Here is a 15487-nt window from a genome sequence, read left to right as displayed (position 1 = left end):
TATATTTTTGGGCAAAAATAACAATAATGATTAGAAAGACCGAGTATCAACTTGAAATCATCCTTAAGATAAAGGAGCTAAGAGAGGCCAACAATGTTAGCCAAAAAGAGTTGTCGAATCTCCTCGAAGTGGCTCCGGGCTTAATAGGGAGTATAGAAAGCCCTAAATTTCCACATAAGTACACCCTTAGTCAGATCTATAAAATATGCCACTATTTCAACATTACCATAGAACAGCTATTCATATCAGAGGAAGATTTTTCCAAAGATAGAGATATTATTGACTTACTCATATTTAATATAATACGTTATGGAGAATAAGGATTTTATTATTTCAAAGTTCAAAGAGGTTAAATCCTTGGAATATGTTCCAAGCAATAGAGCCAACAATACTGGGATTGGAAAAACATTTGAAGATTACATCGGAGTTGTCGAGAACAATTTAGACGAGCCCGATTTAGCTGGATTCGAAATAAAATCTCATCGCGGCGCTTCATGCTCTTACGTTACCCTATTCACTAAAAGCCCCTCATTTCCCAAACGTGCGAATGCTTATTTAAAAGATAAATTTGGAACACCTTATGAAGATGCACCATCTATAAATAGCTTGCATACGTCTATGTTTGCAAATAGCTATAACACATATATGAAGAAATATTCTTTTAAACTCCTAAACAACCCTGTCGCCAAGACAATATTAATAGGAGTATTTGACTTAAATACAAAAGAGCTGTTAGATTGTAGCGTAGGTTACACCTATCAAGACATTCAAAAAGCACTAACAAAGAAGCTAAAGAACTTATTATATGTAACTGCCCAAACAAAAAAAGAAGGAGGTAAGGAACTCTTCTACTTCAATAAAGCCGATATATATACAGAGCCATCATTTGAGCGTTTTATATCACTCTTAACCGATGGGAAGATAATGTATGATATAAGAATCGGGAGCTATAAATCTGGCCCCAAATATGGTATGCCGCACGATCATGGGAGTGGATTCAGAATATTAGAGGCTAATATCAGACTATTATATTCTGATCACGAAACCATAGAATAAAACAAGCTACGCTTCATTTGTTGGCTTCTGTATCAAGACCGGAGACAAATACCATAGGGTTTCAACGATAATAGGCTCAATATCCCAACCGGATATTATCTACCCAAAAGGTATTTCCCGGAGACCCTATGTATGAGCCTCCGTGACTGGAACAGAACTCTAAGATCATATGGGTTACCTCATCGTCCTCCGTTCCCCAGCCGATTTCTTGGACAGGGACGTTCTTACCTTTGCTGTTTAAACTATAACGAGCGGACTCTCCGAGTTGAAACCCCATATATTCTTTATAATCGCTACGTTTCGTGATATCGCCGTATAAGATCGTGAAATTGGCATCGTTTACCCAATCCGTATTTTTATCCATCCGGATTACCAGCGTACCGATACGCTTAGCATATATGTTCCCGTCCTTATCTTCCCAACGCTTCTGAAGAAAGAGATTCACCAAAGGCATATCAATGCCATTTACCTCCGATCTCTTGCTAAAACCGCTCAATTTAATACGATTGGGATCACCGGAGAGTTTCACCTTATAATCGAATAACAAGGACGTAGGTTTTTGGTGAAACGGGATACCGCAAACGATCTGTCCCCACGTCTCCGAAGAATTCTTCGCCGGTTCCAGAAAACGGCCGAGATAGAGGCATCCCCCGACCAACACCTTCACGTTCATGATACCCATCGCCGAGATCGATTCTATCCCCGTCTCCAGCCGTGCGCAATACCCCTCATCCCGTCTTTCGGGGTAGACACTGACGCTAGCTTTCGTAATCCCGCTCACCCTAGCCATCACGTTAGAACTGCCCCAAGGCGAAGCTTTCGACTCAAAAGGTCTATTTCCGATAATCGTATCCGTAGGGCCAACGCAGTAAAGTGTCTTCGTCTCCTTCCCGATAATAGCCGATTCCGTGATCTTACGTACCACCCACTGATCCAGATCGCCATAACGGATCACTTCCGTCTTTCGCTGGGCATATAGCGCCATACTCATCCCCAAAAAGACAAATAAATAGCCTAACCGATTATTTACTACCATAAGTTACCCTCCTATCCAAATCCTTTTTTATTTTTGCAGCGAAATTAATTAGAATCGATAACACAAGGCAAGTCCGTATAAAGAATTTATTCGGATTATCCATGATAAATAACAAACGACGTGAATAAACCCATGGCAGAAAAGCCCCGGACACCCTCCATCGCGATCTCTTTACTACCCGTAGTGACATTAGTCATCATGCTGGCCGTAGCCATCTATATTTTCCGGGGCGATTCCCTTGGAGGAGCCAGCCAAATCGTATTATTGATAGCCACCTCGATCTGCTCTTTGATCGCCGTCTTTCATTGCAAGATCAAGTGGGAAGATATCGAGGGGCAAATCGCCCGTAACATCTATGGGATCGCACCGTCCGTCATCATCCTTTTATTGATCGGAACCCTATCGGGCAGTTGGATGGTAAGCGGAATCGTGCCGTCCTTGATCTATTATGGGTTGCAAGTCATGCAAACGGATTTCTTCCTCGTGGCCTGTTGCCTGCTATGCAGTATCGTATCGGTCATGACGGGTAGCTCGTGGACTACCATCGCCACCATCGGGATCGCCTTGATCGGGATTGGCGAGGCGCAAGGCTTCAGTACGGGGTGGGTAGCGGGAGCGATTATATCGGGCGCTTATTTCGGGGATAAGATGTCGCCGTTATCAGACACTACGGTATTGGCGGCCTCCGTAACGGACACGCCCCTTTTCACGCATATCCGATATATGCTTTATACGACCGTTCCCTCTATGATCGTCACAGTGATCGTATTCAGCATCGCCGGATTCTCGAGGGAGACAGCGGACGCATCCCAGATAGCCGCTTTCTCCGAAGCCTTAAAAGGCTCGTTCCATATCACGCCTTGGCTTATGATCGTACCGATCGTTACCGGAATCATGATCGCCAAGAAGACACCTTCGATCGTGGTGCTTTTCGCCTCCTCCATACTCGCCGGAATATTCGCCTTGATCTTCCAGCCAAACGCCTTATTGGAGATTTCCGGGATCACGGATAGCGGGATTATCGCCTATATCAAAGGCCTGCTGATGACTTTCTATGACAGCACGCAGATACAGACCGGCAACGAGGCCCTGAACTCTCTAGTCTCTACCCGGGGAATGGCTGGGATGATGAACACGATTTGGCTGATCATTTGCGCCATGTGTTTCGGCGGGGCCATGTCTGCTAGCGGCATGCTAGAAAGTATCACACGTATCTTCTTGCATTTCATGCGAGGCCGTACCAGCATGGTCGCCTCTACCGTCGTGTCCGGATTATCCTTGAACATCTGCACGGCGGACCAGTTCATCGCCATCATCCTGAACAGCGAAATGTTTAAAGAAGTATATAAGCAACGTGGATTCGAGAGCCGCCTGCTTAGCCGGACAACGGAAGACTCAGTCACCGTCACCTCCGTGCTGATCCCGTGGACGACTTGCGGCATGACGCAATCTACAATCCTCGGCGTATCTACTTGGACTTATTTCCCTTATTGCGTCTTTAATATCGTCAGCCCGTTTATGAGCATTCTTATAGCGGCAACCGGTTATAAGATCGTCCAAAAGACTGTGAAATAAGGAAATCAATCTATAATTCATAGCGTTATTCAAGGTATTTTTAGTATTTTCGCACCATCATTATTTAAGCGACTGAATGAACAATGGAAAATCATCTTAAGAAGATGCCCTCCCCTCTACTTTCACTAGTGCCTATCCTCGTGCTGGTAGCTCTTTTGTTTGTAACCATACGCACTTTTGGCAGCGACGCGTTGAGCGGCGGAAGCCAAGTCGTATTACTTACCACCACGGCGGTCGCCTCCCTTTTGGCCATGATCTTCTGCAAAGTCAAATGGCGTGATATAGAAGAGGCGATATGTAAAAACATATTGGGAGTGGCCACAGCTATAATTATCCTATTGTTGATTGGCGCTTTATCCGGTAGCTGGATGATCAGCGGTATCGTCCCGACCTTGATTTATTACGGGATGCAAATCATTCATCCGAGTTTCTTCCTTGCCTCTTGTTGCGTGATCTGCGCTGTCGTATCCGTTATGACCGGTAGCTCGTGGACTACTATCGCCACGATCGGTATCGCCTTGATGGGTATCGGCGAGGCACAGGGCTTCGCTACAGGGTGGGTAGCCGGGGCGATCATCTCGGGCGCTTATTTCGGGGATAAGATCTCACCGCTTTCGGACACGACGGTATTAGCTTCTTCCGTAACGCATACCCCTTTGTTCTCCCATATCCGGTATATGATGCTTACGACAATACCGTCTATGGTGATCACGTTGATTATCTTTACCATAGCGGGGTTTACGCATACCTCGAACGCATCCGGGCAAATAGCCGAGTTTGCCGCCTCGTTGAACGAAAGTTTTAATATCTCGCTCTGGCTACTGATCGTACCGGTGGTAACGGGTATATTAATCGCCAAAAAAGTACCGTCTTTGATCACCTTGTTTATCTCGACGGCGATGGCCGGGGTGTTCGCGATCTTTTTCCAGCCTCATTTATTGCAAGAGGTAGCGGGAGCGTCGGTAGCGGATGCCTCCTCCCTGTTTAAGGGATTATTCATGACATTCTACGGGAGTACCCAGATCGATACGGGCAACGAGGCCTTGAACAGCTTGGTCGCTACCCGGGGTATGGCGGGCATGATGAATACGATTTGGCTGATCATCTGCGCCATGTGCTTCGGCGGCTCCATGACGGCCAGCGGTATGCTGGAAAGCCTTACGTCTGTATTCCTTCGCTTTATGAAACGGAGGGTCGGCATGGTGGCGTCTACCGTATGTTCCGGCTTATTCTTGAATATCGTTACGGCCGACCAATACATATCCATTATCCTTACCGGAAATATGTTCAAGGATATCTACAAGAAAAAAGGATATGAGAGTCGCCTGTTAAGCCGTACGACGGAAGATTCCGTAACCGTAACGTCCGTGCTGGTACCGTGGAACACCTGCGGCATGACGCAAGCCACAATATTAGGCGTAGCGACCCTGACGTATCTTCCTTATTGCTTCTTTAACCTGATCAGTCCGTTGATGAGTATTACGATGGCCGCCATTGGCTTCAAAATAAAGCAACACCATGAAGAAGATCAGAGTATCATTGTTAACTAAAGTCGTTATCGCTATCGCCGCCGGCATATTGTTCGGCCAGTTTTTACCGGGAGGAATCGCACGTATCTTTGTAACCTTCAATTCATTGTTCGGCAACTTCCTATCGTTCTCCATCCCGCTGATCATATTGGGGCTGGTAACTCCCGCTATCGGAGATCTGGGCAAAGGAGCCGGAAAGCTATTGTTGATAACCGCCTTGATCGCTTACGGTTCAACAGTCTTCTCGGGTTTCTTCACGTTCCTGAGCGGATCGGCTATATTCCCGCACATACTACCGACCAACACGGAATTGACGGCGATGGAGAATCCGGAAGATTTCATGCTGACACCTTACTTCGTGGTAAATATGCCGCCTTTAATGGATGTCATGACAGCCTTGCTGCTATCCTTTACGATTGGCCTAGGGCTTTCTAATATAGCGGGAACCACCCTGCGTGACTCTTTCACGGATTTCAAGGAAATTATCATTAAGCTGATCGAGGTGGTTATCATCCCGTTATTACCGCTCCATATTTTCGGTATCTTCCTGAACATGACCGTGAGCGGACAAGTCATGAGTATTATCACGATGTTCCTTAAGGTTATCATAGTCATCTTTGTCTTACATGTATTATTGTTATTGATCCAATTCACGATAGCCGGAGCCATAGCCGGGAAGAATCCGCTCCGCCTCTTGAAGAATATGTTACCGGCCTACGCTACGGCTCTGGGGACCCAATCCTCCGCCGCCACGATTCCCGTGACACTGGCGCAGGCTGTCAAGAATGGCGTACGGGAGAATATAGCGATCTTTACCGTACCGCTTTGCGCCACGATCCATCTGGCAGGTAGCACCATGAAAATCGTAGCTTGCGCTATGGCTATCATGATCATGGCGGGAGAACCGGTTACCTTCTCCAACTTCAGCGGATTTATCATGATGCTGGGAATTACGATGGTAGCGGCTCCGGGGGTTCCGGGAGGGGCTATTATGGCCGCTTTGGGTATCTTGCAAAGTATGCTGGGATTCAATGAGACACTGCAAGCGTTGATGATCGCCCTTTATATTGCCATGGATAGTTTTGGCACCGCTTGCAACGTGACGGGAGATGGCGCTATCGCTGTCGTGGTGGATAAAATAGCCGGGAAAAACACCCCATAGTTACCTAGAGTAGCAGGAAGCCATAAGCGCCTCCAAGGTATCGACCTCTTTTTCCCGCATCATCGTAAGGGCGATATGGGCACAGGCGTAAGCGTCGGCCATGGCGTTATGATGTTGGGTAAGGTCGTAACCGCAGTGGGCGGCTACTGTCTGCAACTGATGATTTACCAGAAACGGGTACATCTTCCGGGATAGACGGCAAGTGCAATAGAAGGGATATTTCGGATAGGCTAAGTCATATACCTCGTGGGCGGCTTTCAGGCATCCCTCATCAAACGGACTGTTATGGGCAACAAGGGGGAGATCCTTTAGTTTCGGGGCGATGCTTTCCCAAGCCTCCTCGAAACATAACGCGTCATTCGTATCCTCAGCGCTCAACCCATGTATAGCCGTAGTCCAACGGGTATAGAAATTAGGGGTAGGACGTACCAAGGTATAAATGCTATCTACTACCCAGTCATCCTCCAATATGGCGATACCTATACTGCAAATACTGCTCCGCTTTCCATTAGCGGTCTCAAAGTCAATGGCTGCGAATCGTTCCATAGATAGATTACTAGTTTTTAATCCGTTTACTATTTATTTGTAGAGACGGGGCGTGCCCCGTCTCTACAAATAACCTCTCATTATTTATGGCTCCAGTCCCTTGGTGCGGGGACAGGGGCTAGCGGTTTGCGTTCTTTTAATTGTTTCATGACTTCCTCGATAGCACGGTCTAACTGTTGATCCTCACCGTTCCATTCCTTGATGGGGTCGTTATCGATCAAGATATCCGGATCCACACCATGGTTCTCGATAATCCAGTTACCCGTCTTCGGATCATAGCTCGTGAAGAAAGGCACACGGATATCCGTACCGTCCATATAAGGAAGCGGGCCGCTAATACCGATGATACCGCCCCAAGTACGGGTTCCAATCAATTTACCTAAGCCAAGCGCACGGAAGCCCCACGGGAACAAATCGCCATCGGAAGCGGAATACTTATTGATCAAGCAAACTTTCGGGCCGACCTGTACGGCATCCGGCACGGTCCCGATCAAAGAAGAACCCCGGCGCATCGTCAAACGATACGGCTCACGAGACAGACGTTCCAGAATCATCGGGGAGACATTTCCACCGCCATTCGCACGATCATCGATAATCAAACCTTCCTTATCCAATTGCGGATAGAAATAGCGAGAGAACTCATTCAAGCCTTCCGGCCCCATATCCGGAATATAGATATAACCGACCTTACCGTTCGTCGCCTTATCTACCTTCTTGATATTATCTTGGATCCAATTATAGTGATACAAAGAATATTCTTCCGCCAACGGACTGACCACGATCTTACGAGCGCCCGCCAACTGAGGCTTGCTATTCAAAGACAACTCGGTCGGAACGTTCGCCTTTCCGATCAACAACTTATACATATCGTTCACGCTATTCGTAGGTACTCCGTCTATAGCGACGATATACTCTCCGGCCTTCGCCTCAACACCCGGCTCTGTCAATGGAGAACGTAATTCCTTACTCCAAGAAGCCCCCGGCAGGATCTTTTCCAAGCGGAAGAAACCACTCTTATCCCGAGAAACCTCAGCACCTAGCAGACCCATCGATACCCGTTTAGGACTTTCCACCTCACCGGGGTTCACATAAGCATGCCCTACTCCCAGCTCGCCGATCATCTCGCCAATAATATAATTCAAGTCCAAACGTGTTTTCACGTAAGGAAGAAGGGCGGCGTATTTCTCCTTGATCGCCTTCCAATCCTTGCCATGCATATTCTCCAGATAGAAACCATCCCGGAAAGCACGCCAAGCCTCATCGAAGATTTGCGCCCATTCCTTCGTATAGTCTACCATGATCTTCATATTCGCCAGATTAACCGGCTTGCTTAAATCCGCTTTACCCTTCGGTATATCGGTTACGAATAGTTGATCGTCCTTAAAGAAAACAGCTTTCTTGCCAGCCGGATCAACCATCATAGCGGCATCGCTAACGGTTTCCTCTTTCTGTTTCTTCAAGTCAAACATCTTCATGCCGCCTTTCGTGAAATAATACACGTTCGTTCCATCGGAATAAAGATCGTAGTAATTCGATCCCGGCAAGGGGAGCTTAACGATTCGATCCGTGATACCCTCTATATCAATCTTTACGACCGGAGTAGAAGCCTCATTCTTTGTCTCGTCCTTTTTAGAGGCATCCGCTTTCGCTGGGGTAGATTCAATGGCGACCTCCGCATCCGTTTCCATAAACGGGGAAGCGGTATCCTTAGACAATAACGCCAGATATACGCCACCCATATTATTATACACATGATTCCATTCCGTTTGGCTATACGTAGGATTGAAATCACGGGCGGAAGTGAATACCAGATATTTGCCATCCGTACTGAATACCGGAGAATAAGACTCGTACCATTTATCGGTCACGGGATATTCTTTCTTACCCGCGATATCGTAGACATAGACGATCGAGAAATTATTATCGGACACACGGGAATAAGTCAACCAATTATTATCCGGAGAGAAACTTACGTTGCGGGCTTCACCTAACAGACTTTGTGAGATAGTTGTTAGCTGTTTGTTAGATACGTCCAAAAGATTGATCCGATTCTTACGATCCGTATAGACAATCTTCTTGGAATCCGGACTCCACTGGAAAGTACGGATATACGTATCGTTATTCTTGGTCAACTGGGTAGGCTCGCCCCCCTCGGAATCTTGGAGATACAGCTCGGTCTCGCCGGTAGCGTCGGAGATATAGGCTATATGTTTTCCGTCCGGAGACCATTGAGCGTCACGTTCGTGCGCTCCCGGAGTACGGGTGATATTTTTCGTAACCCCTTTATCTACCGGGATATTGAATACCTCGCCACGAGCTGTCACCACCATACGCTCACCTTTGGGGGAGAGGCTGGCACTCGTGATATATTTGGAACCATCCTTGATCTCGCTACGTGCGTAGACATTATCGGAGGCAAGGGTAACGTTCACTTTCTCCGGTTTCTTCGACGCCGCATCCATCTTATAGATATAGCCTCCATTCTCGAAAACGATCGTATTCCCGAAACTACTAGGGAATTTCACGTCGTACTCAGTGAAGTTCGTCACCTTACTTGTTTGTTTAGTCTTCGTATTGTAAACGAACAAGTTCATCGTGTAATCCCGATCTGAAAGGAAATAGATCTCATCACCAATCCACATCGGAAAGATATCTTGCGCCTCATTGTTCGTGATATTCTCTACACTTTTCTTCTCCGGATTATAAACCCAGATATCATCGGCCATACCGCCCTTATAGTATTTCCATGTACGGAACTCACGCATTACCCGGTTGTAAGCCAATTGTTTTCCGTCGGGCGAATAGCTACAAAAGCCGCCCTCGGGCAAGGGAACCACCTCGGAAAGGCCACCTTCTTTATTTACCGTATATAACTTACCGGAGAACCCATCGCTGATGCGGTTGCGGTAAACAATACCATTGCCGTCCGGTGTCCAAGTCATCACAATATTATTCGGGCCCATGCGATCGCCCAGATCATCACGGCTATTCGTAGCCGTGTAAGTGATACGCAATGGCTCACCGCCAGAAGAGGGCATCGTGTACACTTCCGTGTTACCGTCGTACTGTCCCGTAAAAGCGATCGTCTTACCATCCGGGGAGAAACGGGGAAACATCTCATACCCCACATACGATGTCAATCGCTGTGCCTCACCACCTGTAGCCGGGACCTTATATAAATCGCCAGCATACGAGAATACAATCTCTGAACCATTTGTAGCCGGAAAGCGCATTAATCTCGCCTCATCCGCCGCCATCAACAACGTAGGGATAGCGACAGCCGCCAATGCTGTTAAAATCATTCTTTTCCTCATAACCAATCTTATCTTTTAATCATATCTGTTCTATCCGTTTTTAGTTGGCCCAATAGCGGGTAGGACCTCAAATGTACATAAAAAGATCCAAAATCCAAGTCAAGTCCCTTATATATCCGATCCTAGAAAAAGTTTTAGAATCTCTAATTTATTACTACCTTTGCGCCAGAAATCAAACAATGATACAAATAAGATGAACAAGAAGCTTCTGAACAACTCAAAAAGATGGTATACCCGAGCTTTCTCGGGTAACACGATCGTGCATGTTCATTGGTTCAGCGGTTTTGTCTAAATCCATTCATACTCTTCTTGAGAGGACTTCTTTTTATAGTTCTCTTCTACACCTACATCTAGGTATTAATTGCACTCAAGTTTAACTTCTGCGGAAAAGAGGGAGTATTCGTATGCTTCGTTTCCGGGGAAAGGATGTCTTGCGCATCTCAAAATACAATATGCTTATGTTTATCATTCTAGGTCTATTAGGTCTGGGGATAAGCGTCGGTTATTTATGCCGACACGTCCCCGCTTTCAAGGGATTGGAACATTCCATCTCTTATACGATTTTCGCGATGTTGTTCATATTTGGTATTACCATAGGAGCCAACCAATCTTTGCTGAATAATATTGGTGAGTTTGGAATACAAGCTGCCATACTAGCTATTTGCGGAGTATTGGGAAGTCTGGTAGCATCTTTTATCGCTTATAAATTATTTATCAAGAAAGGAGGTCTCAATGAAAAATAACCTAATCGTTATCTTATGTTTCACAGCGGGAATCTTTTGCGGAACCTTCGCCAACACGACTATCTCCACGTATTGCGAAAAACTACCGCAATTCTTGCTATACGCCCTCGTTATCCAAGTAGGATTGAATCTGGGAGCAAACGCCGAATTAGGAAAGATGGTAAAGGATATCCGGTTTTCCAGTTTGTTACTGCCGTTCTTTACGATCATCGGCACGTTAGTATTCTCTGCGGCGGCGAGTTTGTTATTGACCTCGTGGAATATATATGATTGTATGGCTGTAGGAAGCGGATTCGCTTATTATTCCTTATCCTCCTTGCTTATCGTACAACTGAAAGAGGCGTCGGCAGGGATAGAAATCGCTTCGCAACTCGGGGCTATCGCGTTATTGGCTAATATCATCCGGGAAATGTTAGCTTTATTCGGGGCACCGTTGTATGCCTCTTTCTTTGGTAAATTCGCTCCGGTATCCGTGGCGGGAATCAATTCTATGGATGTTTGTCTTCCCGTTATCAGCCGGTATTCCGGAAAGAATATCGTACCTGTGGCTATTATTCACGGGATTATCCTCGAGATCAGCGTGCCGTTGCTTATCTCGCTCTTTTGCAAGTAGAAGCAGGATTTATCCTCAACACCCGCTATAAACACAAAAGAGGATGCGTACATTATATCGACGCATCCTCTTGTTCCTTTATCCGTACTTCCTCCTCACGGAGGTACTTACGGACCTCTTAATTTATTACTTTAGTATTAATATTAATCCAACTCCCGCCTGTTCATCCGTCACGGATTACTTGGATCGATACCCGCACGGGAATTGTATGATTATCTTATTTTGTTAAATTCTTATTTAACGATAGCCTTAACAGCTTCCTCACCATCAACAGCCACTGCTACGATACCGGCAGGAACAGAGATTGTAGCGTTATCGGAAGTAAGAACGGTCTCAGCGATTACCTTACCCAAGATATTCGTGATAACTACAGACTTACCAGCTGCGCCTTGAACGGTTACGGTACCGTTACCGGCTACTACAGAGATACCTTCTACAGCATCGATTGTTTCGTTATCTGTTGCGATATCATCACCTTGCTCCACATTAAAGATCAAAGCATCGTCACCACCTGTATTCATCTCATCGAAATTAGAAGAACGATCATCAGACAGAACTAAACAACCATTCTGCATTCTCAACCAAGCCGCATATGTAGGAGCGATGTCACCCATAGCAGAATTATTGTAACCAGGAACATGTTTACTCTTCATAGACTCGAACAAGAATGCTCTATCAGCTTCTACCTCATTAGCGGCAACTTCCTTGTTTACGAAACGCATAGACCAAGTCACATACTTATGGTTATCACCAGATAAGATATATTTGTGTGAAACAAATTCATCTTCAGATACTCCAGCCTTCTTAGCCGCAGTCCAAGCATCCTCCTCAGCCTTGTTCAAATCAGCGAAGTTGATCTTCTCGTTCGGTAAGTTCTTGAACTCATCTCTCAAGATATACAAAGTATCAGCTACACGGATAGCTTCCACGAAACCTGCACGATCATATTTCTTCCACATGTAGTCAGCATCTTGCTCCCCATTTGATAATGTTGACCAACCACATTTATTAGCGAAATCATGGAAATTGATCAAATATTTACCTCTTTCAAAGCCCGGAACAGCCGGTTTTGCGTGAACGCAATGCCATTTATCTGTCGGTTTACCTTCTGCGGTAAAGTGATGGTCATCTTCCGTACAAGGTACGCCTTCAACTCCTTCGAAATCGTTACGATCAATAGAGATCAAATATTGAGGCTTGATATTACCAGAACCACGGTTTACCCATGCGGTATCAACGATGAATGACAAACCATCCTCAGTCTTATCCGGAGTATAAATACCTAAGAAGTCAATACCTTCTTTCATGAAGTTCTTATTATTCTCAACCTGCAAGTATTCTTTACGGTATTTCTCGATAAAACGTAAAGTATCGGCCTTGTCACCTTCATTACCTTCAAGTTCAAGAGAACTGAAACGACGGTAAAGCGGAGTGTTGTCCGGTTCGATAGCGAAAGCAGAAGTACGAGTCTCGCCTAATACTTGATTCTTCAATGTAGCGGCACCGTCATAATCGGATACTCCAGCTTTCTGATAACCTAATACATATTTTGTAGCATTAGAATAATTATCATATGCAGCATTAACAATCGCATAATAGTGCTTTCCACTGATATAGTTGTTTTCTTTGAAGAATGCATAATAAGTCGTATAAGATTGCTGATGACCAGTAGCACTAGAACCTACATTAAACTTATCTTCCTTATTAACTTTCCATTCATTAAGTTCACCTTTACCATCTTTATAAGAAACCTCATAAGCAGTTCTCACTAGAGTCTTCAAGCCTTTAATACGATTCTTAGCCACATCATCGCTAACCTTATAACCGTAAGGGATATCTACAGTCGCAAATATCTTTGAGTTATTATTCCAACGCTCAGTCAATGTATCAATTACGAAAGCATCTTTTCCATCCAACACAGTCAACGTAGAGTCTGTAGATTTAGCGATGTATTTATCCGTAGCATAAGGATGCCAATAGTTAAACGTATATTTGTTAACCAACAAAGAATCTTTCTCCAACTTTCTGTAACCTAAATACGGATCAGAAATAGAAGCTGCCGGAACTTTCTCGAAGAACAAAGAATCTATACCGACAGAGCCATACTCCGCTGTAAGTTTATCTCCATATACAAACATATAAGAACCACCCTCTGCCTTTCTTAACTGAACAGTAGAATAAACAGCAGTCTTATATGACTCCATCTGGCCATCACCATCAAAATCCGCATTTATAACTTTATCTGCGAATTCACGGTTAGAGATAGTAACCGGAGACACAGCCTTCACTTTATCATTACTTGTATTTTTCTTCAATACAACCCATTGATAAGCTGGCATATGAGCAACACTCTGCTCATCCTCATTCACGGTTGTCCAACGGATAGTACCATTCTCATAGATAGGAGAAGCTAAATACTGTCCTTGTTTATTCTTGATGAAATAAACACCATCATCAACGGAAGTCTTGGAAGAACCCTTTTCCTCACATCCGCTAAGACCCAAAGAAATATGAGTGTTCTGGTCCTCCGGATCAACTGTCAAAATACAAGTTTCATCTTTAATCAAGTCTTGCAAAGAGACACGCCAGAACTCATGCTCGTTAACTGGAGTAGCCGTAACGTGCGTATTCCAATACTTGCCATCATTATTCCAAGTAACTTTTTTTACATAGATGTATAAGCTATCGCCACTCGGAGAATAGATGAATTTGAACTGATGTTGAGCACGTAATTCAGAGCTAATAGAACTGTAAGCATCAGCTTTATCCTTTGCTTTCTCTGTCCAACCGTAAGCTAAGAACTTTGTACCTGTCTCATTCGTATAAGCCGTATCAACTTTCAAATAAGCGTCTTTATCCTTTTGCTTGATGAAAAGCCATTTGTTATTATCTTTATCCTCTGCGATAAACTTCTGCTCATTGAACGGATTCTTTAAGCTAGTACCTTTCACGTCCGGAGTGAAAGTCAATTGTACTCCAGCCTTGTTATCTTGAAGAAGACCCAACTTCGTATTTACTTGATCTTCGCTCAATGCGATTTGTGCTGCGCCAACCAAAGCAAAGTTAGTCACATCAGCGGCGTTTGAAGTGGCATCTATTTGATTAGCACCCCACTTGGCAACCTTAACAGCTCCGGTAGTAGGATCCGCTTTCAAACCAACAATTGAGTCCGTTGAGAAATAAGAATACAAAGGTCTCTTTTCTTCCAAATCCTTGTATGAGCGAGAGAATGCCCAACCTGCGATCTCACCACCTAAAACAGGTTTCCAAGCACCATTCGTACCATTCTCAGTCTTCTCATGGCCAGCCATTGTCAAATCCAACATAGTTCCAGACAATTTATTCTGGAAGTCATAAATAGGAGCTTGACCTTGATTATAATTAGAGACAGAAACACACCACAATGTAGCCTCTAAGTTATTTTTAGCTTCGCTTGCACTATAAACACGTAGTTCATAATCACCTGTTCCACGATTTAGCTCCATCGCAAGATAAGCAGGAGTAGTGCCATCCATGACCTTCAACTGATAAAGACCAGAATTAGCTCCCTCCTTCAAACCGCCTAAACGCCATTCTTGACCCAATACAGTTTCTGGGTCTACTCGACTTGGTGTAGTCTGTGCATTAACAGACATAACACTTAACAGTGCCATACCTGCCAAAAGAGTAGAAAACTTCTTGTTCATAAATTCAAAATTTAATATTAATAATAGTGTTAATTAAAGTCCATCCCGCCGTTTAGCACCCTTGTTTTTCTCGAAAACGACTAGTCTAAACGATCGTCTAAATCTTGCGTTTTTTGAGCGTCGAAACGGGAGGTTCGTTGAAGGAATCGCTTGTTTCGTGAAGGATAACCTATCCTATTGATAAGAAAGAGAATAAGCGATAAAAAAATCGTCTGGAAGGGTTGCAA

General features: G+C 44.8%; 11 protein-coding genes. 7 read left to right on the top strand and 4 right to left on the bottom strand.

Translation table 11 applies throughout. From position 1 onward, the window contains the following. Positions 1 to 26: 26 nt before the first annotated feature. Both NBH07_RS19340 and NBH07_RS19335 read left to right on the top strand, forming a co-directional pair. Positions 27 to 320: a helix-turn-helix transcriptional regulator gene (locus NBH07_RS19340; RefSeq protein ID WP_005860945.1), complete on the top strand. Its 294-nt coding sequence runs from the start codon at positions 27 to 29 to the stop codon at positions 318 to 320. Continuing rightward, positions 310 to 1056 carry an MvaI/BcnI restriction endonuclease family protein gene (locus tag NBH07_RS19335; RefSeq protein ID WP_005860943.1) on the top strand — a complete coding sequence of 249 codons (747 nt, stop codon included), beginning with the start codon at positions 310 to 312 and terminating at the stop codon, positions 1054 to 1056. Before NBH07_RS19340 ends, NBH07_RS19335 begins: the two co-directional genes overlap by 11 nt. 76 nt (positions 1057 to 1132) lie before the next feature. On the opposite strand, the gene NBH07_RS19330 is transcribed toward NBH07_RS19335, so the two are convergent. Then, on the bottom strand, positions 1133 to 2092 hold the full coding sequence (locus NBH07_RS19330; protein ID WP_005866543.1) for a PCMD domain-containing protein: 960 nt from the start codon (positions 2090 to 2092) through the stop codon (positions 1133 to 1135). A gap of 132 nt (positions 2093 to 2224) precedes the next feature. Here NBH07_RS19330 and NBH07_RS19325 point away from each other — a divergent pair, with 132 nt between their 5' ends. The 3 genes from NBH07_RS19325 to NBH07_RS19315 all read left to right on the top strand — a co-directional run bounded on the left by NBH07_RS19325 (position 2225) and on the right by NBH07_RS19315 (position 6358). After that, the gene (locus NBH07_RS19325; protein ID WP_156682784.1) at positions 2225 to 3667 is read left to right on the top strand and encodes a Na+/H+ antiporter NhaC family protein; all 1443 of its coding nucleotides are present in this window, start codon (positions 2225 to 2227) and stop codon (positions 3665 to 3667) included. A gap of 83 nt (positions 3668 to 3750) precedes the next feature. Then, positions 3751 to 5217, top strand: coding sequence for a Na+/H+ antiporter NhaC (gene nhaC, locus NBH07_RS19320; protein WP_011966954.1), 1467 nt, complete (start codon positions 3751 to 3753; stop codon positions 5215 to 5217). After that, complete coding sequence (locus NBH07_RS19315; RefSeq protein WP_156682785.1) at positions 5186 to 6358, top strand: dicarboxylate/amino acid:cation symporter; 1173 nt, start codon at positions 5186 to 5188, stop codon at positions 6356 to 6358. Before nhaC ends, NBH07_RS19315 begins: the two co-directional genes overlap by 32 nt. Here NBH07_RS19315 and NBH07_RS19310 read toward each other — a convergent pair whose 3' ends face one another. Together NBH07_RS19310 and NBH07_RS19305 are read right to left on the bottom strand one after the other, a co-directional pair. Beyond that, positions 6359 to 6904 (bottom strand): 3'-5' exonuclease, encoded by a 546-nt coding sequence (locus NBH07_RS19310; protein ID WP_009276400.1) that lies wholly within the window; start codon positions 6902 to 6904, stop codon positions 6359 to 6361. A gap of 80 nt (positions 6905 to 6984) precedes the next feature. Further along, positions 6985 to 10218 (bottom strand): S41 family peptidase, encoded by a 3234-nt coding sequence (locus tag NBH07_RS19305; protein ID WP_156682786.1) that lies wholly within the window; start codon positions 10216 to 10218, stop codon positions 6985 to 6987. A 458-nt stretch (positions 10219 to 10676) separates the two neighbouring features. Between NBH07_RS19305 and NBH07_RS19300 the strand changes: the two genes are divergently transcribed. Together NBH07_RS19300 and NBH07_RS19295 are read left to right on the top strand one after the other, a co-directional pair. After that, positions 10677 to 10961, top strand: coding sequence for a LysO family transporter (locus NBH07_RS19300; RefSeq protein ID WP_172718840.1), 285 nt, complete (start codon positions 10677 to 10679; stop codon positions 10959 to 10961). Beyond that, positions 10951 to 11574 (top strand): LysO family transporter, encoded by a 624-nt coding sequence (locus tag NBH07_RS19295; RefSeq protein ID WP_005860926.1) that lies wholly within the window; start codon positions 10951 to 10953, stop codon positions 11572 to 11574. Before NBH07_RS19300 ends, NBH07_RS19295 begins: the two co-directional genes overlap by 11 nt. A 233-nt stretch (positions 11575 to 11807) precedes the next feature. Here NBH07_RS19295 and NBH07_RS19290 read toward each other — a convergent pair whose 3' ends face one another. Then, the gene (locus NBH07_RS19290) at positions 11808 to 15260 is read right to left on the bottom strand and encodes a DUF6383 domain-containing protein (RefSeq protein WP_156682787.1); all 3453 of its coding nucleotides are present in this window, start codon (positions 15258 to 15260) and stop codon (positions 11808 to 11810) included. Positions 15261 to 15487 lie beyond the last annotated feature (227 nt).

Origin of the sequence: Parabacteroides sp. B2-S-102, from assembly GCF_023656665.1 — a bacterium.
In the GTDB taxonomy this organism is placed as follows: Bacteria; Bacteroidota; Bacteroidia; order Bacteroidales; family Tannerellaceae; genus Parabacteroides; species Parabacteroides distasonis.
The sequence above is the reverse complement of the archived record's forward strand: the minus strand, read 5'-3'. Positions and strand labels throughout refer to the sequence as shown.

What these genes read in the sequence shown, in the direction of transcription:
- NBH07_RS19340 (WP_005860945.1), top strand. Translation starts at nt 27, where the DNA reads ATGATTAGAAAGACCGAGTATCAACTTGAAATCATCCTTAAGATAAAG.
- NBH07_RS19335 (WP_005860943.1), top strand. Translation starts at nt 310, where the DNA reads ATGGAGAATAAGGATTTTATTATTTCAAAGTTCAAAGAGGTTAAATCC.
- NBH07_RS19330 (WP_005866543.1), bottom strand. Translation starts at nt 2,092, where the DNA reads ATGGTAGTAAATAATCGGTTAGGCTATTTATTTGTCTTTTTGGGGATG.
- NBH07_RS19325 (WP_156682784.1), top strand. Translation starts at nt 2,225, where the DNA reads ATGGCAGAAAAGCCCCGGACACCCTCCATCGCGATCTCTTTACTACCC.
- nhaC (WP_011966954.1), top strand. Translation starts at nt 3,751, where the DNA reads ATGGAAAATCATCTTAAGAAGATGCCCTCCCCTCTACTTTCACTAGTG.
- NBH07_RS19315 (WP_156682785.1), top strand. Translation starts at nt 5,186, where the DNA reads ATGAAGAAGATCAGAGTATCATTGTTAACTAAAGTCGTTATCGCTATC.
- NBH07_RS19310 (WP_009276400.1), bottom strand. Translation starts at nt 6,904, where the DNA reads ATGGAACGATTCGCAGCCATTGACTTTGAGACCGCTAATGGAAAGCGG.
- NBH07_RS19305 (WP_156682786.1), bottom strand. Translation starts at nt 10,218, where the DNA reads ATGAGGAAAAGAATGATTTTAACAGCATTGGCGGCTGTCGCTATCCCT.
- NBH07_RS19300 (WP_172718840.1), top strand. Translation starts at nt 10,677, where the DNA reads ATGTTTATCATTCTAGGTCTATTAGGTCTGGGGATAAGCGTCGGTTAT.
- NBH07_RS19295 (WP_005860926.1), top strand. Translation starts at nt 10,951, where the DNA reads ATGAAAAATAACCTAATCGTTATCTTATGTTTCACAGCGGGAATCTTT.
- NBH07_RS19290 (WP_156682787.1), bottom strand. Translation starts at nt 15,260, where the DNA reads ATGAACAAGAAGTTTTCTACTCTTTTGGCAGGTATGGCACTGTTAAGT.